Source organism: Mucilaginibacter dorajii, assembly GCF_024808255.1.
GTDB lineage: Bacteria > Bacteroidota > Bacteroidia > Sphingobacteriales > Sphingobacteriaceae > Mucilaginibacter > Mucilaginibacter dorajii.
The window spans coordinates 103453-128849 of the sequence record NZ_JANTYS010000002.1 but is presented as its reverse complement, the minus strand read 5'-3'; the positions used below and the strand labels follow the sequence as shown (position 1 = coordinate 128849).

Annotated in this window: 21 protein-coding genes and 1 tRNA gene; 10 read left to right on the top strand and 12 right to left on the bottom strand. The window is 43.7% G+C overall.

Annotation, left to right across the window (positions count from 1 at the left end):
- Position 1 precedes the first annotated feature (1 nt).
- Entirely contained in the window at positions 2-211 is a 210-nt protein-coding gene (locus FHS10_RS02570) for a heavy metal-binding domain-containing protein (RefSeq protein WP_259087371.1), read from the top strand.
- A 473-nt stretch (positions 212-684) separates the two neighbouring features.
- On the opposite strand, the gene FHS10_RS02565 is transcribed toward FHS10_RS02570, so the two are convergent.
- Positions 685-1227, bottom strand: a complete 543-nt coding sequence (locus FHS10_RS02565) for a YceI family protein (protein WP_259087370.1) — start codon at positions 1225-1227, stop codon at positions 685-687.
- Between the two features lie 183 nt (positions 1228-1410).
- On the opposite strand from FHS10_RS02565, the gene FHS10_RS02560 reads away from it, so the two are divergent.
- Positions 1411-3060 (top strand): FMN-binding glutamate synthase family protein, encoded by a 1650-nt coding sequence (locus FHS10_RS02560; RefSeq protein ID WP_259087368.1) that lies wholly within the window; start codon positions 1411-1413, stop codon positions 3058-3060.
- A gap of 16 nt (positions 3061-3076) precedes the next feature.
- On the opposite strand, the gene FHS10_RS02555 is transcribed toward FHS10_RS02560, so the two are convergent.
- On the bottom strand, positions 3077-5044 hold the full coding sequence (locus FHS10_RS02555; RefSeq protein ID WP_259087366.1) for a tetratricopeptide repeat-containing sensor histidine kinase: 1968 nt from the start codon (positions 5042-5044) through the stop codon (positions 3077-3079).
- A 200-nt stretch (positions 5045-5244) separates the two neighbouring features.
- On the opposite strand from FHS10_RS02555, the gene FHS10_RS02550 reads away from it, so the two are divergent.
- On the top strand, positions 5245-5484 hold the full coding sequence (locus FHS10_RS02550) for a hypothetical protein (RefSeq protein WP_259087364.1): 240 nt from the start codon (positions 5245-5247) through the stop codon (positions 5482-5484).
- Positions 5485-5930: 446 nt separating this feature from the next.
- Here FHS10_RS02550 and FHS10_RS02545 read toward each other — a convergent pair whose 3' ends face one another.
- From FHS10_RS02545 to FHS10_RS02510, 8 genes are all read right to left on the bottom strand, one after another.
- Positions 5931-6953, bottom strand: a complete 1023-nt coding sequence (locus FHS10_RS02545; protein ID WP_259087363.1) for an HNH endonuclease — start codon at positions 6951-6953, stop codon at positions 5931-5933.
- Positions 6954-7227: 274 nt separating this feature from the next.
- Complete coding sequence (locus FHS10_RS02540) at positions 7228-7644, bottom strand: putative toxin-antitoxin system toxin component, PIN family (protein ID WP_259087361.1); 417 nt, start codon at positions 7642-7644, stop codon at positions 7228-7230.
- Complete coding sequence (locus FHS10_RS02535; RefSeq protein WP_259087359.1) at positions 7631-7861, bottom strand: hypothetical protein; 231 nt, start codon at positions 7859-7861, stop codon at positions 7631-7633. The genes FHS10_RS02540 and FHS10_RS02535 overlap by 14 nt, the downstream gene beginning before the upstream one ends.
- Before the next feature lie 94 nt (positions 7862-7955).
- Positions 7956-10865, bottom strand: a complete 2910-nt coding sequence (locus tag FHS10_RS02530) for a DUF6493 family protein (RefSeq protein ID WP_259087358.1) — start codon at positions 10863-10865, stop codon at positions 7956-7958.
- Positions 10866-10873: 8 nt separating this feature from the next.
- A complete protein-coding gene (locus FHS10_RS02525; protein ID WP_259087357.1) occupies positions 10874-12214 on the bottom strand; it encodes an SWIM zinc finger family protein in 1341 nt (446 codons plus the stop codon).
- Between the two features lie 705 nt (positions 12215-12919).
- Positions 12920-14113 carry an ADP-forming succinate--CoA ligase subunit beta gene (gene sucC / locus FHS10_RS02520; protein WP_259087356.1) on the bottom strand — a complete coding sequence of 398 codons (1194 nt, stop codon included), beginning with the start codon at positions 14111-14113 and terminating at the stop codon, positions 12920-12922.
- Between the two features lie 273 nt (positions 14114-14386).
- Positions 14387-14851 carry a ribonuclease HI gene (rnhA, locus tag FHS10_RS02515; RefSeq protein ID WP_259087353.1) on the bottom strand — a complete coding sequence of 155 codons (465 nt, stop codon included), beginning with the start codon at positions 14849-14851 and terminating at the stop codon, positions 14387-14389.
- Between the two features lie 76 nt (positions 14852-14927).
- Complete coding sequence (locus tag FHS10_RS02510) at positions 14928-17030, bottom strand: heavy metal translocating P-type ATPase (RefSeq protein WP_259087346.1); 2103 nt, start codon at positions 17028-17030, stop codon at positions 14928-14930.
- A 116-nt stretch (positions 17031-17146) separates the two neighbouring features.
- On the opposite strand from FHS10_RS02510, the gene FHS10_RS02505 reads away from it, so the two are divergent.
- A tRNA-His gene (locus FHS10_RS02505) sits at positions 17147-17220 on the top strand.
- On the opposite strand, the gene FHS10_RS02500 is transcribed toward FHS10_RS02505, so the two are convergent.
- Positions 17216-18739: a recombinase family protein gene (locus FHS10_RS02500; protein WP_259087345.1), complete on the bottom strand. Its 1524-nt coding sequence runs from the start codon at positions 18737-18739 to the stop codon at positions 17216-17218. The genes FHS10_RS02505 and FHS10_RS02500 overlap by 5 nt on opposite strands.
- A gap of 16 nt (positions 18740-18755) precedes the next feature.
- Complete coding sequence (locus FHS10_RS02495; protein ID WP_259087343.1) at positions 18756-18914, bottom strand: hypothetical protein; 159 nt, start codon at positions 18912-18914, stop codon at positions 18756-18758.
- Positions 18915-19118: 204 nt separating this feature from the next.
- Here FHS10_RS02495 and FHS10_RS02490 point away from each other — a divergent pair, with 204 nt between their 5' ends.
- The 6 genes from FHS10_RS02490 (at position 19119) to FHS10_RS02465 (ending at position 25228) form a co-directional block, all read left to right on the top strand.
- The gene (locus FHS10_RS02490; protein WP_259087342.1) at positions 19119-19283 is read left to right on the top strand and encodes a hypothetical protein; all 165 of its coding nucleotides are present in this window, start codon (positions 19119-19121) and stop codon (positions 19281-19283) included.
- Between the two features lie 187 nt (positions 19284-19470).
- Positions 19471-19878 carry a plasmid mobilization protein gene (locus FHS10_RS02485; RefSeq protein WP_259087341.1) on the top strand — a complete coding sequence of 136 codons (408 nt, stop codon included), beginning with the start codon at positions 19471-19473 and terminating at the stop codon, positions 19876-19878.
- Positions 19863-21140, top strand: coding sequence for a relaxase/mobilization nuclease domain-containing protein (locus tag FHS10_RS02480; protein ID WP_259087335.1), 1278 nt, complete (start codon positions 19863-19865; stop codon positions 21138-21140). Before FHS10_RS02485 ends, FHS10_RS02480 begins: the two co-directional genes overlap by 16 nt.
- A gap of 9 nt (positions 21141-21149) precedes the next feature.
- Complete coding sequence (mobC, locus tag FHS10_RS02475; RefSeq protein ID WP_259087334.1) at positions 21150-23222, top strand: conjugal transfer protein MobC; 2073 nt, start codon at positions 21150-21152, stop codon at positions 23220-23222.
- Positions 23223-23320: 98 nt separating this feature from the next.
- Positions 23321-23923: an RNA polymerase sigma factor gene (locus tag FHS10_RS02470; protein WP_259087329.1), complete on the top strand. Its 603-nt coding sequence runs from the start codon at positions 23321-23323 to the stop codon at positions 23921-23923.
- A 129-nt stretch (positions 23924-24052) separates the two neighbouring features.
- Positions 24053-25228: a FecR family protein gene (locus FHS10_RS02465; protein WP_259087328.1), complete on the top strand. Its 1176-nt coding sequence runs from the start codon at positions 24053-24055 to the stop codon at positions 25226-25228.
- Positions 25229-25397: the final 169 nt, after the last annotated feature.

Genomic DNA, 25397 nt, shown 5'->3' with positions numbered 1-25397 from the left:
CATGAAAAAATCCCTGCTCATATTGGTTTTAGCTGCATTAAGCTTAAGCGCTATCACCGCCTGCAATAGTAATACCCCTAAAACCACAGTAGTAAAACCGAAAAGTAAATACATGTGCACCATGCACCCAGACCTGAGCTTTGACAAACCCGGTACCTGTTCAAAATGCGGAATGGAATTGGTGGAGCGGGATACGACGGGAGGGAAGTGATTTTTGGGACTCTGGGATTTTTGGATGAAGGATTTTGGACAAAGGAACAAGGACAAAAGCAGCGGGCTGTGCGAATCCCTTGGAAGCTATTGTATATACAAATCGTTCAAAAAAAATGTCATTTCGATAGAGCGAAGGAGGGGGAATGAGCGGGGGGCGAAAGAGAAATCTTCGACGCCCTGTATAGCTGAATGTCCGCTTTTATAAGATTTCTCCTCACCTCCGGCGCACAGTCCCCCTCCGGTTCGTTCGAAATGACAACGTTTTGGTTGATGATATGATTAAAAAAGAGATATACGCACAATCCTTGCTCAGAAGAGGGATTTGATAAACACCAAAAAAGCCATCCTTTAAGGGGATGGCTTTTATTAAAATTTGATCTGCTTTGCTGTTTTCAATAATGCCGTGCTGTTACGTATACTTAACAACAGCGGCATTTTAATTATTAAAACACAGCAACAGCATTCAAACAATTAAGCTTGTTTAGTAAACTGAACGTTGATTAACAGTTTAATGTCTTCACCTACAACGATAGAACCGGCTTCGGTAACGCCATCCCAGGTTAAACCAAACTCTTTTCGGTTAATTTTACCGCTGATTTCGAAACCTGCTTTGGTTTGGCCATAAAAATCGGCAGCCGAACCACCAAACTCAACATCAAGAGTTACTGGTTTAGTTACGTCTTTTATAGTTAAATCGCCTTTCAACGCGTACTCATCATCACCTGTTTTGGTGAATGAGCTTGATTTAAAGCTGATTTGTGGATATTGTGCAGCGTCAAAAAACTCGGCCGATTTTAAGTGCTCGTCGCGTTGTGACTGATTGGTATCAATGCTGTCGATATCTAACGTGAAATCGATCTCGGCATTTTCAAAATCGTCGTTATCAGTAATTAATTCACCTGCAAAGCTTTTGAAAAAGCCGCTCACGGTTGAAATAACCAGGTGTTTTACTTTAAATTGTACTTCGGAATGCATTGGGTCAATAACCCATTTTGTTGCTGTTTCTGTTGACATGATTTTTTATTTTTTTTGTTGATACAAAGATAATACAAAAATAGATGTTTAAACATCTATTTTACTTTATTTACAATACGTAGACATTGAGTTACAAGTTTAACTATACACTTGCCTAAATGTTTAGCCAATAAGCTACTTTTATAAAATATAATACCGGCTTCATACCAATTTAACAACAGCATGAGAAAGCTCTTTATCGTTTCCTTCTTTATCATCTTCGCGGCCCTTACAGCCTGGGTTGTCATCTGGCCGCCAGCAATTTGGGCGTTCTTCATTATGGTACCTATTTACGCGCTTGGGTTTTACGACCTGGTGCAAAAAAAACATAGCATTGTACGCAACTTTCCGGTGTTTGGTCACCTGCGGTTTTTGATGGAAGATCTGCGCCCCAAAATATACCAGTACTTTGTAGAGAGTGATACCAACGGCACGCCCTTTAACCGCCAAAACCGCAGCGTGGTTTACCAGCGCGCCAAAATGGTTGATGATACCCGCCCCTTTGGCACCGAGCTGGATGTTTACGAAAACGGTTACGAATGGCTTAACCACAGCATTGCTGCCATTGATCACCATAAACTGGATATGGCCCCGCGGGTAAAGGTAGGCGGACCGGATTGCAAGCAACCCTACATGGCCAGCGTTTTTAATATTTCGGCCATGAGCTTTGGCTCGCTGAGCGAGAATGCCATACTGGCCCTTAACGGCGGTGCCAAACTCGATAATTTTGCCCATAACACAGGTGAGGGTGGTTTAAGCGATTACCACCTGCAGCCCGGCGGCGATATCATATGGCAAATTGGTACCGGCTATTTTAGCTGCAGGCATAAAGATGGTACTATAGATTACGATGCCTTTGCCGAACGTGCTGTAAAACCGCAGGTAAAAATGATCGAGATCAAGCTTTCGCAGGGTGCCAAGCCTGGGCACGGCGGTATTTTACCTGCCGCCAAGGTAACGCCCGAAATTGCCCGCATCCGTTTGGTTGAAATGGGGCAGGATGTAGTTTCGCCGCCATTCCATACCGCGTTTAGCGATCCCATCGGATTAATGAAATTTATTGAGAAATTACGGGAATTATCAGGAGGAAAACCCATCGGCTTCAAATTATGTGTAGGCCACAAAAGTGAGTTTTTAGCCATTTGTAAGGCCATGGTTAAAACCGGCATTTATCCGGATTTTATTACCGTAGATGGGGGAGAGGGCGGCACCGGCGCAGCACCGCTGGAGTTCTCCAACTCGGTAGGGATGCCACTGCGCGAGGCCCTGGCTTTTGTGTACGATGCCCTTACTGGTTTTGATATTAAAAAACATATTAAGCTGATTGCCTCGGGCAAGGTAGCTACCGGGTTCGACCTGGTGAAGAATTTCGCCCTCGGTGCCGATATGTGCAACAGCGCCCGCGGTATGATGTTCGCCCTGGGCTGCATCCAGGCTTTAGAGTGCAACACCAACACCTGCCCAACCGGCGTGGCCACCCAGGATAAAGACCTGATGCGCGGCCTTGTAGTCGATGATAAAAAGGTACGGGTAGCCAACTTTCACAAAGCCACCGTAGGCAGCGCCATCCAGATGATTGGTGCCGCCGGCCTCACCAAGCCTTGCGACCTGCACCGCATGTTCATTTACCGCCGCATTAACCACAGCCAGATTCAAACCTACGGCGAACTGTTTCCCTACATCCCCAAAGGTAGTCTGCTGAAAACTCCATACCCGGCCACCTTTGAGCTTGACATGGCCCTAAGCAGCGAAAATACCTTTGTACCCGATTATACGGTGGTTACTAATATAGATTATAGTAATGTGAGTTCGTATTCGGTAGCAAGTAGTTAGTGTCAGGTATCAAGATTCATTTCGATGCTGGTATACTGAAATAGAACGAACTTCCGATGCCTTCCCTGCTTTCAAACCATAGGGTGCCATTGTTGCTTTCTACCAATTCTTTACATAATAAAAGACCAAGCCCGCTTCCTTTTTCGCTGGCCGTGCCAAAAGTAGTGTGCGAAACAAACTTGTTAAATATCAGGGACTGTGCTTCCGCCGGGATGCCCCTTCCGTTGTCTTTTATTGTTACTACCGTAAAGTTCTCTTGTTTTTCGGCGGTTACCGTGATCTGATCGCCTGCTTTTGAAAACTTTACCGCGTTTTCTAATAAGTTCCTGATCACAATATCAATCATCGTTTCGTCGCCATATACGGTTTCCGGTCCGGCTTTCTCCATACCGGTTATCAGCACTTTCTTTTCAGCCGCCCGTTGTTTCAGCAGCGTAATATTTTGATCGATTACCTTTTGCACATCAAAGCAGGTAGGGTTGGGCTGTATTCCGTCTAATTGGCTTTTTGCCCAATACAACAGGTTTTCGGCTAATTTGGAGGTCATTAAAAGCGTATCGCATATTTTCTCGATCCAAAATTCATGTTCTTCCTGGGGCAAACTTTTTTCCTTTACAATGTTCATCATCTGGCTCACGGTTTGGATGGGACCCCTCAGGTCGTGCCCGATAATAGAAAACAGGCGGTCTTTCACATGCACCAATTCTTCCAGTTGAAGATTTTGTGCTGATATATTTTTATTTTGCAAAGCAAGCTGCTCATTGAGCTTCCTCTTTTGCCGATAACTGCGGAACTGGATCATAGCCAGTAACAATAAAAGTATGGCTCCGCCTGTTAAGATGTCCCGTTTTAACCGCACTTTTTCCAGCTCTTTTCTATTGATAATTTTATCTTTATTCAACAGGTTAATTTGTGCCTGTTTTTTATCCAGTTCGTAGGTTAACTGTATGTCTTTAATGGCTTTTTCTTTTTCCGCCGTTTTTAGGCTGTCGTTTAATGCAATTTCAAGGTTCCGGTAATATAAGGCCTGCTTATACCCTCCGGTTTTTTGATGGGTTAAATACAATACCCTATAGGCGGTTTGAATGAGTTCAAGAATGCCGGATTTTTTGCTTTCTTTAAGACATTTTTGGGCATACAACATACTCAAATGGTATTTGCCGGTATAATAGGAGGTGAGTGCCAGGCCACCATGGCAGTAGGCAACATCTTCGTCATCTCCTGCTTTTTTGGCAATATAAAGGGCCCCTGTCAAATAAGTGTTGGCCACCAGGTATTTTTTGTTGGTAATCAAATTTTCGGCAATATTATACATTGCAGCAGCCATATCGACGGGATCTTTGATTCGTTTAGCTATAACCAGTGCCCTGGAGTTATAGGCAATAGCCGAATCTGGCTGACCTTTTTTCTTAAATATTTCCCCCATGTTTACCAGCAGGTTGAAGATGCCATTACGTGCGGGGCCTTTTTGTTTGATGGCTATCTTATAAGCTTGCTGGTTATAATAAAGTGCTTTGGGGTAATCGTCCATAGAGGTGTACAGGCCCGCTATGTTACCATATTCGTTCTCGCTCAATCCTTCCATACCCAGTTTTTCGCTGATGCGCAGGCACTGCAAATGGGAGTCCAGTGCTTCGGGCCAATTTCCTTTGTATCCCAGGGCTACCCCTTTTGCAAGATACGCCAGCGCAATACCTTTTTCGAAATGAATTTTTTTTGCCAGATCAAGGGATTTTCCGGCCATTAACAGGGCGCTATCGGCATTTTTACTCCAATATAACCTGGAAATTGAATAGTAAATATTGACCCTGTCTGTGTCGTGCTTTGCCTTATCGAGGCTCTTAATTAACGTATTTATGCGACTGGGTTGTGCCTGGCAGGAGAATGTACCGGTATTGATGTGAACGGTACCTATCAGCACACTATACATCATAATACACCGCGTATATAAACGAAGTTTATGGATAAATAGTGGTTTCCCCATACAGGATAGTTAATTAGGTGGCACAATATAAGATTAAAGAATAATATTAAATATTCCTAATGAGTGTGAATAAAAAGAATAGAAATAAACCGGAGGGTAATAGAACTGGGCTTTACGATTGTTTGGATAACTACATTACTTTGTTGTAACCGACAACATCGGCCCGCTCTTGGCCGCGGGTGGGCCAAGTCCTTTCTGTCTTGAAACAAAAAGGACCAAAAAATTCAAGTCAGCAGAAATGCTTCTTTGCGCCCAAGGCCTTTGCCCTGCAAAACGGCCAAAACCTGGGCTGGAATTATTTTGCCCTCAGCCTCATTTCCCCTGCCGCAAAAACATCCTATGCCCTGCCGCCACACAGCCCCGCATCGTTTTGGCCGTTTTCGCCCGAAGCTGCTCTGCTGACGGGAAACCGAAAAGCTTTCGTGAAATCATGTCTCTAACCCCAATGTCATGCTGAACTTGTTTCAGCATCCCACTCGCTAAGTATACATCATGTGGGTTACCTGTCCTGTGAGGCCCCGAAACAAGTTGGGGACAACCTCCGTTTATAACTATGTCATTGCGAGCGCAGCGCGGCAATCCCGTAGCCCTACAGAACGAACTATTTAGGTATCGACTTTACTTCGTTGTAACCGATATTGATTTATTACCCGATATTTGTTTTAATGGAGAAGTTAAGAAATTTTTATGCCTTGTTTTGGATCCTGGGTTTAGCCCTGCTGCTTTACGCCTTCTTCAGGATTAAGCAAGAGATTTTTCGGCATAAAAAGCCGGAAACGGAGATTAAGAAAGTTGCTATGCGATAATGTTTGTGACCAAAATAATCACAAGTCATCCTCGCTCTACCCTTCACACAAGACTTGCGCCAAAGGGGGTACTGTGATTTTCAAAGAATTCTTTCATCATTTTCATTGTTAGATTTCGAAGTACTAAATTTTTGCCAAAAAAAATGATATCCAAATGCTAACTTAATATCACTAACATATTTTTTTACTGGCAGATGCTCTAATTCAAACGGTATGTTGCTATTTGATATTTCCCCAAATAAAGTTTTGAAATTAGAGTAAATTTTTACGCCGGGTGCAGATGGCCCGGGAAGCATTACTGAAAAACGTCGGCTTGTACTTTTAGTCTTTAGATCGAATATTACTACAAAACAGTTGAGTTCTTTAGGTGTTTTAAGGATGTAAATTCCAGGTTCAAAACTTGGTAGTACAATACTATAAGGATGCTCTATTATTTTTTCAGTAGGCTTAGATATTTGTTCTTTAACGTAATACATTCCTTGGTTGAGTAATGAACAGTATCCAAAGGTTGAGAAAATTGCAAGATAACCAATTCGAAGTAATGCAATTTCTACTAGTCGTGAGTCCGTTTCGGGCAACGGCATGCTTCCAGAAATAACATACTCATGTAGACTATCTTCAGCTTTTTTGAATTCTTTTATGACATTTTGAAATATGACGGGGTTAGAGCGGGTAGGATCGAGATGCAGATTTACTGTTCCATTACCATCGACTCTAATTCTAGCATTAATCTTATTTCCATTGAATGTCATTGGCCGGTTTTGTTTGGTGTTGGGAAGAAAATCCGCAAAATCGAGCCCTTCCAGATAAGTTAACAATTGCTTATCTAATAATTTGCCGCTTTCTGAATTACACTTACTGCAAGTCAATAACGCTCCTTTTCCGCCGAGGGAATCAGGTGGAACGTGTTCTAAAGTTAAGTATGTCTTTGACGTTGCTTCCAAGTCTTGCTCTTTAAATCCTTCAAAACAGATTGGACACAAATAGATATCTCGTACAGTTGGTACAAACCTAACCTCTCCGTTGTGAGTATCTACATATTCGAAGTTTCTTGAAAAGATTTTGAACAAGTTTAATTTTGAATACCGAGTGGATTTTTTCACTATTAAAGTTAAATGTATTCTTGATAACCGACATCGGGGTAAGAAAATATTTCTTGTTTATCTCCCCTTTCTACCAACAAAAGCAAATCCCATAATCCCACAAATCCAACTCCACCCACCCACCTGCGTGAGGGATAGAAGTGGATACCGGCCCATGAGCGTAATGCCTGCAGGCGTATGAACGCATAGCCCGACCCAAAGGGGCACGCCCTTGTGAAGAGAGTCAAGATGTTAGCGTCAGGAATTAAGAATAAACGTTTTTTAATCACAAATCTCAACCCTTTTCCAGAAAGTCACCAGCTGTTAAAATTGAGATATTTTGAAAGGGGTGTAAAACCAATAAGTCTTTATCGCCTGTAATGATGTAGTCGGCAACTGATGATACGGCTAATTCTAAATATTTATTATCCTTAACGTCGCGACAGGCTTTTATCTCTACGGTTATGGGAATAAATTTTACTGTTGATTTTAAATCTTCGATAATGGCAAGTCGTGTCTCGAACGGAACATATTTGTCGAATTTAGGTCTGACGAAAACATCGCTAAATTCAGCATATGTTTCATCAGAGAGCACTATAGTTCCTTCGGCAGAGGCTTTGTAAAAGGCCCTGGCTGCTATAGATGTTTTGGCGAGCAGGAATGCACTAATCAGTGTATTGGCATCCAGTACAAAGTGCTTAGTTTTCGTCATTTAGCAATTGTGCCAGCACTTCTTCGGTTAATCCGTTTTTGCTTGCTTCTTTACGAGCATCCTGCAAAAGCAGTTCGAAATTTTCTTTCTGGGTTTTATTCAATGAATCGCTTAAAATATTTTCGAGGTTTTTGCTGATCTGATTTCGCAATTTGGCTGAGGTATTACGCCATGCTTTTGCTGTTTGATCATCAACTTCTAATACAATCCGTTCCATACCTGATAGCTTGATTAACAAATTTAACTAATTTATTTAAAAATGTTGTGCGAGAGAAGTAAGAATAAGTTCAAAAATAGATACACTCAACCGCCTACCTCACCCCACCCACCAACCTAACCTTCCCCACAATCTTCCCCATCGAATCCACCTTTTCCCAAACGTCAAACTTAACCAACACCTCAGCGGGAATAACCACCGGTTTATAGGCAGCCAGCACTTCGGTATAAATTTCGAGGAGTTTTTTTAGTCCGTTGGCCGGTTTATCACCAAGCTTGCCCAGGCAGGCGTTGAGCAGCGTTTGCAGGGCCTGGTTGTGGGTTTGGGATACCTGGAACAGGTTGGATAATATTAGGTCGGTAAAGCGCTTAAAGGGCGTTAGTTCGATGTTTTGGTGAATGCCGATAATTTCGCCGATCTGTTGGCTGTTGATGGTGTTGTGGCTTATGCCGCTGATCCAGAGCTCGGCGGCGTAGGCGCGCACGGTTTTGTCACTGCTGATCATGGCCGAGGCGATGAGCAGGTGCGCCATTGGGCCGTGCGGTTTGTTGAGGGTTAACAGGGCTTCGAGGGTGTTGATGATCAGTCGTTTTTCGGCTTCGCTTTCAAAATCCGGACTTTGGAGCGCCGCGCCCATGATCCTGGCCAACCATACTTCGGGGTGGTTGGGGTTTAAAAACAGGAGGCGCTTTACATCATTATCCTCGACCCCAATATAGCGGTATGGCAGCGTAGTCCAATCATAAACCGATTGCGGTACGGCTGTTTTTGCCGGCATTAGTTTGGTAAACAGACTTTTAATAAGGGATGGTTTGGCTTGCTTATCGCCAAATTCAATGATGAGTTTGCTCCGTTTGGCCGCGGTATCTACGTTTTTGCGGGTGGTGTAGTCCCATTTTTTATAGGTAAAGGGTTCTACTACCGATGTCCACCTGAAATTGCCGGTAAGGTGCTCTTCGGGCAGGCTGCTGTAAGCAAACCATTGCGGGTTAAGCGGTGCCGGGCTATTGCGGGTAAGGGCTGCTACCAGCCATACCTCTTTAAATTTGAGGGTTTGGCGCGGGTAATATTCACCGCCTAACAAAAAGCTGATGAGCTGCCGGTATTCGCCCGATAGTTTTTCGTTGGCCAGGATCAGGGCCTCCTGGTGATCTTCGCCTGAGCAGCGGGATACGGCCACCTGGAAATCTACATCGGCAGGAAGCACCTTGGCCGACTGGTATTCAATCAACCTTTGTACCAAAGCAAGCGGCGATACCCAGCAAGGTTGATGTGTTGGGGTAGATAACAGGGGGAGTTGCAGCTTGCGCTCCAGCATAAAAAAGGCAGCCAGCAGTACGTGTCTAAGCGTTTTGTAGGCTAATGTTCTGTTCCAGCTTTTGATATTATCCAGCCGACTCAGGTACTTGCCCCAAAGTTCCTTTTTATCAAACGCTTCCTTAAACGATTCGCGAAGCAATTTCAACGCTGCCGTTCTATCGGGATAAACCTCAACCAGCAACCGACCATAATCTGTAAAAAAGGTAGCCAGCATATTATCCAGGTGGCCCATGGTGCTTGTAAAATCGCTTGAGATAATTTTGCAGGCCCGTTGAAAGGCGGGGATCAGTTTGCCAATGTTTTCGGTGGTCATTTCGGTTTGAAAGCGCAGCAGGGCGGCAGGCAGTAAATCGAAATGATATGTTTCGTTTTGATCAAAGGCCTGGCTTGCTAAATACACCAGCTCATCAAACGTTTGGGGGTATGCTATAGCTACTAAACCCGTTGGGGATTGTGACTGTACTGTCGCCTCATCAACTGCCGGTTGCGTGGCTTCCCGCTGTTCAATAAATGCCGATAATAAATTGCGGGCGTCAAAAAGCAGGGCATCCTGGTAGGCCGATACGGCTGTTTTTAATTCGTCAGCAGTGACATCGCCATATTTTTGCAGCAATTTAGCCACCCTCACCTGCACGTTATTATCCTGGTGAATAAAGGCCTGGCAGGCAATAACCATCAGCGTACCGGCTTTATCTTTGTATTTTTTGGCTAATTTATCAATAGCCATTAAGGTGGTGGATATGGCTGTTTTTGATTCGGACGCCAAAAGCAGGGGGGCATGATCTAAAAAGGCATCCACATTAAAACCTTTTTCATCACAGATATCTTTCAGGTATTTTACAACCGTATTTACCGGTTTGCTATGGGGCGAATTGAGCACCTGTAATAGCTGGTCCTGCAGGTTTAACAGCTCGGCCTTTGAGGGCTCCAGGTGCATAAAAAGAGCAATAAACCAACCCGATAAGGTTTGGCTAAAATTGCTGTTTGATGCCCGTAAGGTTTCTTTTAATAGCCGTTGCCGGTCGATGGTTCCCTCGTCACTATGCTTTTTGAAGGCATGCGTCCAGATGCCTTCGGCAGGTACGGTGGGCAGGTTAAAATGCTTATCGGCGCCATGTATATACGATTCATGATCAAAAAAGTACCAGATATGCTGGGCAAGGGTAACCTCCCTTGTTAACAGGTTTTGCGGCAGGTAAGTTTGGTTGAGTACGGTTCTTATACTAAAAAGATGATTGGGCAGCAGCTTTGCTATCGTGGCGGGGCTAAGCGTTACGTAGCCTTGTTCAACCATGGTCATATACCAATCGTAATTGATATAAAGGGGCATAAAATCGTTGCCGGCAAAATGGTTTACGTGATCGCTAAACCAATCGGGGCGGTACCAGGGTAAATGTTTATCAAAGGTTTCCCTGTTATCAATAAACAGAGCAAGCTGTTCAAAATCCTTACGGTTGCAGCATACAAAACTGGCGGCAACCAATATTTGGATCTGCGCCTTACTCCCCTTACGTCCGAAGTTACCCAGGCGGTCCTGCTTGTATTCCGAATAAGTTTTATATAGCCTTTTTAATTCGGGTACCAGTTCTTTTTTTTGTGCCTTATTAAGCGATTGCAAAAGGGGGATGAGTTTTGCTTCCCGTTCCTTCTCTAATATCAGGGTAAAATCTTCGGTAACGCTCATGGGGGATATCAGTTGGCCAATAGTTTTTTAACCGCTAAAATATGTTTGCAAATACCCCGCTCGCCCTGGTTTTTGCTGAACCAGGTACAGGTGCATTGTTCTTTATCGCCGTTTAACATCACCATATGGTGCACGCCGCTGCCTTCAACACGGGCTTCTACCTTATCATCCTGCCGGTTGATGATTTGCACTTTGCCTTCCTGTAACAGCTTTTCGGCATCTTTTAAACGCGGGTTAAGGCTCATGATGCGGTTAAGCTTAAAGGGCAGGCGGCGATAAAAAAAGTTGTTCTCGTCCAGGTCGTAGCCTAACAAGCCAATGGCCGATAGCCGGCCGGTAATGTTATCAACCTTTTGCAGATCCAAACCTTCGTTAACAGCCAGCAGGGTAGGGTTAAAGGCCTGGTTGGCATAGCTGTAATTATCCAGCGATTGCACCCAGTTATCGGGCACATCCTCAATGAGCGACTCCAACGCCGCGCCCTCGCCCGAGAAGCCACGCCAGGCATCGCGCGAGATAGACAGGCTGAACCGTACCGCCCCGATATAAATTTGCCAGGTAGTTGATTGCATGGTAGCATGCGGAAACACCCGCAATTCATCGGCAATAGCCAGCAAGGGTTCTATCAGTTTTAGGCGATGGATGCCGCCAACGGTAATAGCATCGCCCGCTTTTACCGGTGAAAACATAGGTTTGCCGCCCCGGGTTATTAAATAATAATCTGTTTTGGGTTTGCCCGGCGGGATGCTTTTAAACAGCTGCAAGGCCTGCAGGCGGTTAAAGGAATGCACCTTTTCAGATTCGGCCAAAAATATTTGTACCGATGTAAGCCCTTTGATCCATTTGACAGGCAGGGGCACTTTGCGCTCCACCACCTTTTCGCCCTCGCGGTGCAGGGCTACTTCTTTTTGGCCGATGGAAAGCAGCACTTTTTCGCTCCTGCGGATGTTGCTTAAGGCGGCCAGCATGGGTTGGTTAAAATCTACATTGGTGGTTCCGTTTTCCAGGAACTCGCCGTCGTGTCCATCGCCCAAAACATCCACCCGGGCATACACCCCGGCGCAATGAGAGAAACCCTCAAAACGGATCTTCTCGTTACCGGCCGTTACAATAGGATCTTTAAGCATAGCCAGCTCAAACGGCGACAGGCTAAAGCTGGATTTTACCACGTTGCTAAGCGTAAGCAGGCAGCGGGCAACGGTATAAGGGTCGGTAAGGCTGCCCCAGAAAAAGCAGGGGGCGTTATTTTTTTGCACCTCGCTGTATTTGGCCAAAAAAAGCTCGTCACTTAAAGTCGATTTTTTTAAGGTTGATGGCTGGCTGTATTGATAGGTTATGGTATCAGACATATGGCAATATCGATAAGGCTTTGCAGCGAAATAAAATTAGCAAATTATTTGGGCTGATGGATGGAGGATGGTAAAATGTTTTGAGGTGCTTTTGTGGCAGATGCATTACTTGTGTTTTGTAGCGATATGTGCGAATTTGCAAATCCGCTTGTCTGGCGGAAGACGCAAAATGTTGCGTCTCTACAAAACAGGGAGCAAATAGGCTAAAAAGGCGACAAAAGCAAACGTTGGCACATTGTGTTTTGCCTTTGTCTGTGTTATGGAAGCGACTAATGTCGAATTTAAGGTTAATGGAGGTGCTGTGTTTTTTCCACGAAAACTTTTCGGTTAGGTCAGCAGAGCAGCTTCGGGCGAAAACGGCCAAAACAATGCTGGGCTGATGTTCTCGGTTACAACGAAGTAATTTTGATACCCTCCCTTAGCGCAAGGTCTTGAGCGATGTAATGCGGGAGAATCACTTAATTTAGCCCGGTTTTTGGGTTAACACTTTTTTAAGAAAAACAATATAAAATATTGATAATCAATTAATTGTGTTTTTAATATGTTAAGTTATGTTAACCCTAAAATTTCAGATATGAAGTAGTCGGTAATATCAAATTTAGAAGTTTTCAAAACAGTCTAAGTTTAGCGCAGACGGCGTTTCAGCGTACAAAAAAAGGCGATGAGCTTTACACCCATCGCCTCTGATATGTCAATCAGCTTTAATTACAAAGCCAATACTTCTTTTACTCTTTCGGCGGCTTCTTTTAACAGGATGGCCGAGAATACTTTTAAACCTGAGTTATCAATCAGGGCTTTTGCTTCGGCAGCGTTGGTGCCTTGTAAGCGTACAATGATTGGAACCGGGATGTTGCCAATTTCTTTGTACGCATCAATTACACCTTGTGCAACGCGGTCGCAACGAACGATACCACCAAAGATGTTGATCAGGATGGCTTTAACGTTAGGATCGCTCAGAATGATGTTAAAACCTGCTTTAACAGTTTCGGCATTGGCAGTACCACCAACATCAAGGAAGTTGGCAGGCTCGCCACCGGCAATTTTAATAATATCCATGGTTGCCATAGCTAAACCGGCACCGTTAACCATACAGCCTACGTTACCGTCAAGTTTTACATAGTTAAGGTTTGATTTGCTTGCTTCAACCTCGGTAGGGTCTTCCTCATCGGTATCGCGCATGGCAGCGTAATCCGGGTGACGGTATAGCGCGTTATCATCTAAGTTAACTTTAGCATCAACGGCTAAAATTTTGTTATCAGATGTTTTTAATACCGGGTTAATTTCAAACTGAGATGAATCAGTAGCATCGTAAGCTTTGTATAAAGCAGCGATGAACTTGGTCATATCTTTAAATGCCTCGCCCGATAAGCCTAAGTTAAAAGCTATTTTACGGGTTTGGAAACCTTGCAAACCAACTTTAGGGTCAATTTCTTCTTTAAAGATCAATTCCGGGGTTGAGTGTGCAACTTCTTCAATGTCCATACCACCTTCGGTGCTGTACATGATAATGTTGCGGCCTTTTGCCCTGTCAAGCAAAACGCTCATGTAAAATTCTTTGGTTTCGCTTTCGCCAGGGTAGTAAACATCCTGTGCTACTAAAATTTTCTTAACCTTTTTACCTTCTGGTCCGGTTTGAGGGGTAACCAATTGCATGCCAATGATGTTGCCTGCAATTTCTTTAACCTGATCGTGGTTTTTGGCCAGCTTTACGCCACCGCCTTTACCGCGACCACCAGCGTGGATCTGCGCTTTGATCACTACCCAGCTCGATCCCAGGTCTTCTTTCAATTTTTGGGCAGCTGCAACAGCCTCTTCGGGTGTATCAGCAACTATGCCTTCCTGTACTCTTACGCCAAAGCTTTTTAATATCGCTTTGCCCTGATATTCGTGAATATTCATGCTTTTTGAAGAATTTGCGGTAAATCTACAATTTTTGTTTAAACGTGCGGGACGTTTGTTGAGTTTATTTGCCTGTTAGGGATTTAATAACAATGCTTTTACATTGGAGGGATGAAGGATTGTTGGATTAAGGAGTAAGGACTTTTGGATTGTAGGACTATTGGATTAAGGAGCAAAGACTTTGGGACGATGGACTTTTGACTGTTAGACAAAGAAGCAAACCCAATGACTAATGACAGCGTAGCGAAATGACCAATGACGCGCAGCAAATGACTAAATAGACTTTGCGTGTTCTACTTCGAAAACGGAATCAATTAGTAGTGGGGTTTGTTTGCCGGCTGCCACGGCCAGCTGATCGCAGCGCTCGTTTTCGGGGTGGCCGTTGTGGCCGCGTACCCAGGTAAACCGTACCTGGTGCAGCTTGCTTACTTCAATGTAGCGTAGCCACAGGTCTTTGTTTTTTTTACCGGCGAAGCCTTTTTGCACCCAGCCGTTCAGCCATCTTTTCTCGATAGAATCGATCACGTATTTAGAGTCGGAAAAGATCATCACCTGCTGGTTTGGGGTTTTTATAGCTTCCAGTCCTTTGATAACGGCCAGTAGCTCCATGCGGTTATTGGTGGTTTTGCGGAAACCCTCGGCCAGCTCTTTATAATGCTTGCCCGACCGCAATATTACCCCATAACCACCCGGTCCCGGGTTACCACTTGATGCACCGTCTGTAAAAATCTCGATCATGGTGCAAATATAGTAAAGCCCCCTAACCCCCTAAAGGGGGAACAAGAATTTAAATGCTGACCTCAAAACTCCCCCTTTAGGGGGCCGGGGGGCTCACTTTCTTAATCTTCAGTCTCAATGAATTACCAATTACCACCACATCAGAAAAAGCCATGGCAAAGGCACCCACCATAGGGTTTAAAAAGCCGAATGCGGCTATGGGGATGGCTACAATGTTGTAAGCGAATGCCCAAAAGAGGTTTTGTTTTATGGTGATGAGGGTATGTTTGCTGATCTGCAAAAACTTGATCACCGAATGCAGGTCGGTATTTAACAGCACCACACTGGCCGATTGGATGGCTACCTGGCTGGCATCATTCATGGATACACCAACATCGGCCTTGGTAAGGGCAGGGGCATCGTTAATGCCATCGCCTATCATAATGGTTTTGCCTTTTTGTTTGTAAATGTCTATAACCGCAAGCTTTTCGTCGGGCAGTTTTTCGGAATGTACCTCGGTGATGCCTATCATGCTGGCTACTTTTAAGCAGCGGTCTTTTTTATCGCCGCTTAACAATACCGGCACAATTCCCATTTTTTTAAGCTGAATGATCAGCGAAGCTGTTTCGGGTTTAACCTCATCGTCGATAGCTACCTGGGCCAGTAATGCCTGGTTTTTGTAAAGCGAAAGATTGAAATGATCGTTGGTGTTTTGCTTGGCGGTGCCTAAAAAGTAGTGATTGCCATCTACATCTTCGGCGCGCATGCCCAGGCCTTTTTCCTCTTTAACGGTTTTGAGTATCACCTTTTGTTTAGGCAGTTTGCTTAAGCCGTCAACCAGTGATTTAGCTATAGGGTGATTTGAGCGTTCTTCAATAGCGGTTATGATCCCCCTGATCTGTTCAAGATCCGCGCCCGCTTCGGCTTTGATCTGGTTAATGGCAAATTTGCCGGTTGTTAAGGTGCCGGTTTTATCAAATACTACATATTTGGTGTGGGCTACGGCTTCAATAGTATCGCCACCTTTAATCAGGATGCCGTTTTTAGCAGCCCTGCCCAGGCCAACCATAATGGCGGTAGGCGTGGCCAAACCCATAGCGCAGGGGCAGGAGATCACCATAACGGCAATAGCGTTCATGAGCGAGCGCTGCAAGCCTGCACCACCCACGAAATAAGTAAGTATAAAGGTGATGAGCGCTATGAATAAAACAGCGGGCACAAAAATGGAAGCCACTTTATCGCCCAATTTTTGCACAGGGGGTTTTGCTGCCTGCGCTTTTTTCATCAGGTCGATAATTTGCGACAGGATGGTATTGGAGCCTACCTTGGTAGCCAGCATATGGATATTGCCGTTTACCAGGATGGTGCCGCCAATTACTTTATCGTATTTCTCTTTTTCAACAGGTAAGCTTTCGCCGGTAAGCATCGATTCATCAACAGAGGCGCTGCCAGACAGGATCTCGCCATCAACAGGGATTTTATCTCCCTGGTTAACCAGCAAAGTATCACCCGGGCGAACTTCTTTGGCGCTGATCACTTCCACGCTGCCGTTGATAATTCGGTTGGCATTAACGTGCTGAAATTTGATGAGGTCTTTTACTGCCGATGTAGTTTGGGTAACCGAACGTTTTTCAAACACGTTACCTAACAATACCAGCGTAATAATGGTAGCGCAGGTTTCGTAAAACTGGTATTGCTCGCCTAAATTTTGGATAGTACCCACCAAGCTATATATAAATGCCGATGTAGAGCCGATAAAGATCAACACATCCATGTTGGGCACACCACCTTTAACCGAACTCCAGGCGCTTTTGCCAAAATGCAGGCAGCCTACAATAAATACCGGCAGGCACAAAAATAATTGTACTATGGGCTGATGTAAAAAATGCCAGGGTAGCAACATGTGCAGCAAAAGTGGGGCGGTAAATACGGCGCAAAAGATAAATTTGTTCTCTACCTTGTCATAAAACGGCGGATTATGCGTCGCGATATCATCGATTACTTTAAATCCTAAATTTTCTATGCCTTTAATTACTTCGGGAAGTTTGCTGTTGTCGTCGGCAGAGAATTTTACCTCTTCGCCGGCAAAATCAACAAGGATATTTTTTAACCCCTTTTTTTCGAGGAGTTTATGGATAGACATGGCGCAATTGTTACAATGCATCCCGGTCACGTTCAGTTCAATTAATTGCTCAGCCATAGTTACAAATTTAACTATTAATGATAATCGTTCTAAATTAAACAGGTAAGCCAAATGTAATTTTAAAAATAGTTTGCAAATACTCGGGAGTTTTCTACTTTTGCACTCTCCAAACGGTAGATGTAGCTCAGTTGGTTAGAGCATCGGTTTGTGGTACCGAGGGTCGTGGGTTCGAGCCCCATCATTTACCCTTTATGGGGCAAGGTCTTTAAAACAGATTTTTGCCCCATTTTTTTTGCCTGTAACTCCTTGTTTTTCATATATATTACAGACGCAGCCTCGTTCATTTTAGTGGTTCGACATCCCCCCTCAGAATAGGTCAGTTTTTCAGGAAAAAGCATCCCTACTAAGTATCTTTGACCCCCAATTGTCGAATCATCAAACCACCTATCCAGCATTTCCAGGTTCAAAATCGCTTTTTCTGCTATCGGTTTGATGTTTAAAAGGTTCGAACTTTGTTCCATAACCGTGTTCAGCTTCGCTTCCAGTCGCAAGACCTGCTCGCTGGCATCATCCTTTATTTTACGGAACTCCCCTGCATCAATCTCATCCGATAACATCAATTCCCTGGCTTTATCAATGCGGTTGTTATGCTCGTTGATCTGCTGGATCAATTCCTTGCGTTCTTCTTTAATGGAACGGGTTTGATTGTTATAGCAGTCTGTTACGGTTTCTACAAATAACTCTGAATAACCTTTACGCGGCAAAAACATCATTAATTCTTCCATGAACGCTTTATTTACCTCTTCAGCTCTATAACGCACACCACAGGATGAACGGCAATGGTAATAAACCCGGTAAGTTGACCTGCCTTTGGAAGCGCTGCCGGTTAACATTCTCGGGCATTTAGGGCATTTTAAAAAGTTTCGAAGCGGTAAGTCTTTAGGAGTAGCAATCGCTAAACCATAAACTTTCTTCCTGCCATCAAGCACATCCTGCACCTTATAGAATAGCCCTTCGGATATCAAAGGTTCGTGTAAAGCCTGTACCAGCCTTGCGGGTTCGTCTTTATATTCTGCTAATCTTATTTTACCGCAGTAAGCCGGGTTTCTGACACAGGTGTAAAAGTTGTTTTTACTGCACTTGATGCCCTTTTCCCGAATGGCATTAAGTATGTGTTCGCCTGAAAAGATGCCCTCGCTTAATTGCTCGAATACCCATTTCATTACAGATGCTTCCGGCTCTTTTACAGCAATATACCTCCTGCCATCTTCGCGTGCTTTATTCGCATAACCCAGCGGCGCTTTGCCCATCCAGCGACCTTCTTTTTTGGCCTGGCGAATTCCAAAAAAGGTATTTAATCCCCTGCGGTCATTTTCGATTTCCGGTGTTGTCAGATAAATGGCCAGCATCATTTTGTTTTCCGGAACACTGGTGTCTAAAGGCTGTTCGATTGCCTGCGGCTCAACACCCAGTTTTTTTAGTGTCGTTATCATTTGATAAGCATCGGAAGTGTTTCTGCTGAACCTATCCCATTTCGTAAATAAAAGCAGGTCTGTTTTACCCTTGTGTTTCTTTAGGTTAATGAGCAGTTTTTTCCACTCGGGACGATTAAAGGTTTTTGCGGAATGATCTTCATGAATCACATTTCGGACGGTAATGTTGCGTATTTCGCAATACTGCCGGAGTACGTGTTCCTGGCTTCGGGGCGAGTAACCCTTTTTCTGTTCGTCCGTGCTGACGCGGACATATAAATCTGCAATCTTCATAATTTTTTCTTTTAATTCATGATTTTCTGTTTTTGGGCGAAATGCCATTTTTCTGCCTTGAAACGCTCAAAATGGCTTCCGATACAGACAAGTTACTCAATTTATACAGGAAATCCAACATCAGTTCAGCGGTTTCGAGGCTGATATGCGTACCATGTTCAGCTAGTATTTGCATGGCTTTTTTCGGTGTTACGGTGCGCTTTTCTTCTCTTAAATAAGGTTGCATATATGAATTTTATGCCGTCAAACATCGCTCAACTTCGCCAGCCTTCATCAGTACTACTGATGGATATATTTTTAAGATTTTTTATTTATCAGTACTACTGATGGGCAGATTTTAGGACATGGCACCTTTGGCCATTCATTAAATAATAAGCCAATGAAAGATCATAAAGATCCGAATGTAAAAGGCCGTAAATACCACGGCAGCCCCTACCTCAAACTGAAAAAGGTAGGCCAATCCCCGAGACGGGGAATCAAGCAGCGGTTACGGTCGGCGGTTTCACTTGAATACGCCGGTCAAGCGGATCAGGTCAGCCGCTGATGGCCCATCCATTCAGTCAATCATTTAACCATTAACCAAAGTTTACAGCACTTCGGGAGGAGCTTTTTTGTAGCCCGCGTGGTCTAGGCAAAGATGTATTTTTGCATGCGCAAAAAATCTTTGCCGTCCTACCGTCCGGGGCATCACTCGGAACTCGTGCTGCCTGAACTTTATATAAGTGATGTTTATGCCTAGAAGAAAAATGGGTAATCCCGAAGAGTTACTCAGCCACAATATCATCATCCGGGTAACTGAAAGTTTGTTCAACAAACTGGAAAAGCTGCGCAAAGAAAGCGGCGTACTGTCCATCGCAGACGTGTGCCGAAAGATATTACAAAACCAAAAGATCAAGCTGTTTACCTACGACGCTACTATGAACCCGGTAATGGAAGAACTGGCGCTGATCCGGAAAGAACTCAAAGCCATCGGCATTAACATTAACCAGATCACCAGGCATTTCAACGCTGATAAAGTGGAAACGCACAGGGGTTTCTACGCTTTGAAGGTAGCTGACCAGTACAAGAAAGTTGATGAACGGGTAGAAATCTTGCTAAAGATCATTTCCAAACTGGCTGAAAAATGGTTGCAAGAATAAGCACGGGTAAGAGCATAAGGGCCATGCTCTATTATAATGAAAACAAGGTTGGCGAAAAAGAAGCCAATCTGATCATGGCCAGTGGTTTTGCCGGGGATATTGAAAGCATGAGTGTGGGACAGAAACTGCACCGCTTTACCCACCTCACACAACTGAAGCCTAATGTAAAAACCAATGCGCTGCACATCTCCCTGAATTTTCATTCCAGCGAAGATTTAAGCAATGCGAAACTACAGCAGATTGCGGCGGCTTATATGGAAAAGATCGGGTTTGGTGACCAACCATTTTTGGTTTACCGCCACCATGATGCCGCACATCAGCACCTGCACATTGTGACCACGAACATCACTGCCGCCAGTGAACGCATCGACCTGCATGATATTGGCCGTAAGTTATCAGAACCAGCAAGAAAACAGATTGAAGAAGATTTTAAGCTAGTAAAAGCGGAGAGCAAAACATTTAATATGGAAGCCGCTATAAAGCCTGTCGATATCAAAAAGGCTAAGTATGGTCATCTGCCGACTAAACGTGCTATGAGCAACGTGATAACTGCTGTAATAAGGGACTATAGGTTTACCTCCCTTGCGGAATTGAATGCAGCCTTAAAGTGTTTTAATGTGGTTGCACTTCGTGGCGAAGAACATACCGCGATGTTTCAGAAGAAAGGCCTGATGTATTCATTATTGGATGATAAGGGCAACCCTGTTGGCGTACCAATCAAAGCCAGCGCATTCTATACCAAACCTACTTTCAGGAATCTGGAAGTAAAATTTGAACTCAATAAAGGCATCCGGAAATTGTATAAAGAAGAACTGGCTAAAAGAATAGACGGCCTGTTTGATAATTACAGGTCGATAACCGCCTCCAAATTTGAAGCGGAAGCTAAGCAGGTTAGCATTACTGTAAATTTCCGAAAGAACGACAAGGGCGAACTTTTCGGTATCACCTATATTGACCATAAAAATAAGAATGTTTTCAACGGCAGTGATTTGGGTAAGGCCTACAGCGCTAAAGGAATCACTGAACGGTTCGGAAAAACAAACCGTTTCGCAAGATCGGAAGAGCAGTTTATATCGCGCCCGGCACAGCGCATAAGCAAAGGCCAGGAAAATACACCCGCTACTTACTTAGAAACACCAAAGCAGACCAATTTCCTGGCGATGGCGCTGGCGAAAACACAGCCGGATTATGGCGCAGGGGTGCCACGGAAAAAGAAACGCAAAAAACGAAGTCAGCAACAAGACCAGGAATTAACCTTATAAATCTACATTATGAATACAGGAGAAGATACACAAGGCTTACGAAAAATCATTGATCTGACCAGGTTGATTAGTCTGGCGATATTGAGTATACATTTTTACATGATCTGCTATAAGGCATTTCTGCAATGGGGCTGGACAGCGGAGCTGACAAACCGTTTAATTGGCAACCTTGCACGAACGGGATTATTCAATGGCATTCTTAAACCTAAACTGGCTGCCTTACTACTGTTAGTGATTTCCCTGCTTGGGGTGAAAGGCAAAAAGGACGAGAAAATCCAAAGGAACAGCATTGTTGCCTACCTGTCCTGCGGCTTACTGGTCTACTTCCTTAGCCCGCTTGTCTTCTACGTGCATAGTGGCATAGCCTTTACAGCGGTCTTGTATATCGGCCTATCGCTTAGCGGCTACCTGCTTATTTTAACAGGCGGAACCTGGCTGTCGAGGTTAATTAAAATCAGGTTAACTAAGGATGTTTTCAATTCAGAGAACGAAACGTTTCCACAGGAGGAACGGTTATTAGAAAACGAGTATTCTGTCAACCTGCCGGCAAAGTATAAGTTAAAAGATAAGGTTAGGGATAGTTGGATAAATGTGATTAACCCGTTCAGGGGGCTGCTGGTGTCGGGTACCCCTGGAGCAGGTAAGTCCTATTTCGTTATCCGGCATATAATCGAACAGCACCTAAAAAAGGGATTTACGATGTTCCTTTACGATTTTAAGTTTGATGACTTATCTAAGATCGCTTATAACAAACTGCTGCAATACCGACATAATTATAAAATTCAGCCAGCGTTTTACCTGATTAACTTTGATGACTTAACCCGTACCCACCGTTGTAATCCGCTCGACCCACAAAGTATGGACGACCTGACCGATGCAACAGAAGCCAGCCGCACCATTATGATGGGTTTAAACCGTGAGTGGATCAAAAAGCAGGGCGATTTCTTTGTAGAAAGCCCTATCAATTTCCTGACTGCTATCATCTGGTACCTGCGTAAATACAAGGATGGCAAGTATTGTACATTGCCGCACGTGATTGAATTGTTGCAGGTGGACTATGACCCCTTATTTGCCATCCTTAAACAGCAACCGGAAATACAGGTATTGATCAATCCTTTTATCTCTGCACATCAGAACAATGCTAATGCACAATTGGAGGGGCAGGTTGCCAGTGCGAAAATCGGGCTGGCACGTTTATCCTCTCCATCCCTGTACTACGTATTGAGCGGGCATGACTTTACGCTGGACGTTAACAATCCTGATGAACCGAAGATTATCTGCGTGGGTAATAACCCTCAAAAGCTGCAAACTTATGGTGCAGTGTTATCACTTTATATCTCGCGCATGATTAAGTTGGTCAACCGTAAAGGTCAGCAGAAAAGCAGCCTGGTGTTTGACGAATTCCCAACTATTTATTTCAACAATATGGACAGCCTGATCGCGACTGCCCGCAGCAATAAGGTAGCCACTACATTAGCTGTACAGGATTTTAGCCAGTTAAAGAAGGACTACGGCGCTGAACAGGCTGATGTGATTACGGGCATAGTAGGAAACCTGATCAGTGGCCAGGTTACCGGCGATACAGCAAAAAAGTTGAGTGAGAATTTTGGCAAGATCATGCAGGAAAAAGAAAGCCGGAACATCAGCAGTTCAGATACTTCTTTCTCGAAATCAACCCAAATGGATTATGCGATACCGGCATCAAAGATTGCCGCCCTTTCATCCGGTGAATTTGTTGGTTTTGTTGCCGATAACCCGGAACAAAAGATCGTGCTAAAAATGTTTCACAACGAAATTCAAAATGACCATGCTGCCATAAAACAGGAGGAAGAAAATTATAAGGACATTCCGGTTATTGAAAATGTGGCCCATGATGACGTAATGGTTTGTTATGAGCGGATCAAAAAGGAAGTGGCGAATTTGGTAAAGTCGGAACTGGAAAAGTTAAAGCCGGAGATCGAGCCTGTCCAGGAGAAGAAAAAGCCAGTAAAAAAGAAAACTGCCGGGGACAACTTGCCAGCGTCAGGAAGGCGAATTAATAAAAAAAACAAGATTTCTTCTGAGCAAACAATTTCTATGTAAACATTTCAATCATAGGTTAATCTGTCACTTTTTAAAGATTTTATAAGTAACATTGCCGTAAATTTTGCGTAAATTTAAAGCAAGGGAACAAGTAAATCATGTCGAAAGCGAGCCAATATTTATTGAACGAAGAGCAGTTGTTTAAGCAACTGTCCGAGGGCGATGAACGTGCTTTCGAAACCATTTACCGGTATTACAGTTCACGGCTGTTCCCTTTTGTTGACCGGATGGTTCGTCTACCCGAACTTACGGAAGAGATCATACAGGATGTATTTATTTTACTTTGGTCAAAGCGTGAGCAGTTGGTAGATGTCAGCAATAAATCTTCTTATATCTTTCAAATGGCGAGCAATAAGACGCTGGATTACCAGCGAAAGATTGCCAGTAATAAGCGGCTATTGGAAAAGGTAACTTATCTATCAACGGAGTTAAGTAACGAGACAGAAGAAAAAGTGCTTTACAACGATAGCGCTGCTGTGTTGGAAGAGGCCATTAATTTACTTCCGCAGCAACGCAAGCTGATTTACCAGTTAAGCCGTGTGGAAGGTTTAAGCCATGATCAGATTGCTGAGCGACTGGATATTTCAAAAAGTACAGTTGCCAACCAGATGGTATCTGCCATGAAGCACATACGCACATTTATGGAGAAAAGAGCAGACCTGTTTTCCTATGCTGTTTTCTATTTTCTTACCCGAAAATAGGTCGAGATTAAATTCCCATTATTTTTTTGTTAAAAAATCGATATCGCGAATAGTAGTTGCGTTTGAGTACTTACGTCTTAGAGATAAATGGTGAGAGTATTCACATATAACACAATTATTAGATAAGCTATGGCGGAGGACGAATCAGATATTGCCTACCTTTTTAAGAAGCTTGCCGACGGCACCGCCAGTAAGGAAGAGTTAGCGGCTTATTTTGAGTTGACTAAGGATAACAGCTTAGATGCTGAAATCACAGCGCTTATGCAGGCTGAACTCAAAGATAACGCACTTCCGGAGCCACAGGATATTGAACGAATTAATCGGGTTTACGGAAATATTGAGGCTGCTATAAGAATTCAGCAACCATCCTCTGAAAAGTCAAATTATCCTTTCTTTAGACGCTGGGCAGCAGCGGCAGCCATTTTAATATTGGCTGGTGGTGGCCTGTTATATTATACTCAAAATAAACCATCGAAAGATAATAGTCAATTGGTCGCTAATGATGTTGCCCCAGGCCACCAGGGCGCAACGCTGATTTTGGCCAGCGGTAAAAAAATCATATTGACTCAAGCAGTCAATGGCAAACTTGTCAAAGAAGCGGGTGTCACCATTAGTAAAACGGCAAACGGGCAATTAGTTTACAATGTTCAGGATGCGTCCCAAGGCAGTAAGATGAATACACTTTCTACGGACAATGGAGAAACTTATAAAGTCCACTTACCGGATGGTTCTGACGTGTGGTTAAATTCCGCATCAAGCCTTACGTATAACACGGCGCTTAATGACAACGGTAAACGTATGGTCAGTCTGACTGGTGAAGCTTATTTTGAGATTGCAAAAGATAAGGCACATCCTTTTATTGTACATACGGATAAGCAGGATGTAGAGGTATTGGGTACACATTTCAATATCAATTCTTATAAAGACGAGCCTGCTGTAGCAACAACACTTTTGGAAGGTTCAGTAAAAGTCACATCCGGTACAAATAAGCAAGTCATAAAGCCAGGAGAACAAGCCATCAATAATGGTGCTGGTATTAAGGTCGCTACAGTTGATGTAGACAATATAACAGACTGGAAAAACGGCGACTTTAACTTAAATCATGTGGATTTTAAAGTCGCTATGAGAAAGGTTGCCCGTTGGTATGATGTGGAAATCATATATGATAAGTCAGTTCCTGATGATATGGAAACCGGTGGGTGGATTTCAAGGAAACAAAAATTATCAGCGGTTTTGAAATTCATCGAATCTTCCCGATTGGTGCATTTTAAAGTAGAAGGTAAAAAGATCTATGTCTCAAAATAGTTTTATAAAGAAATCATCTCCTATGAACAGATTATTCACAGATTCAATCACCATTAAACCATTGAGAAGATGATAAGACATTTACGACGATAAAGCCGCGGCTTAAAAACGAACGCCAGAGGCCTCTTGAGCACAATAGCAAAACAGACCTAAAGCGAAAAAACCAGAA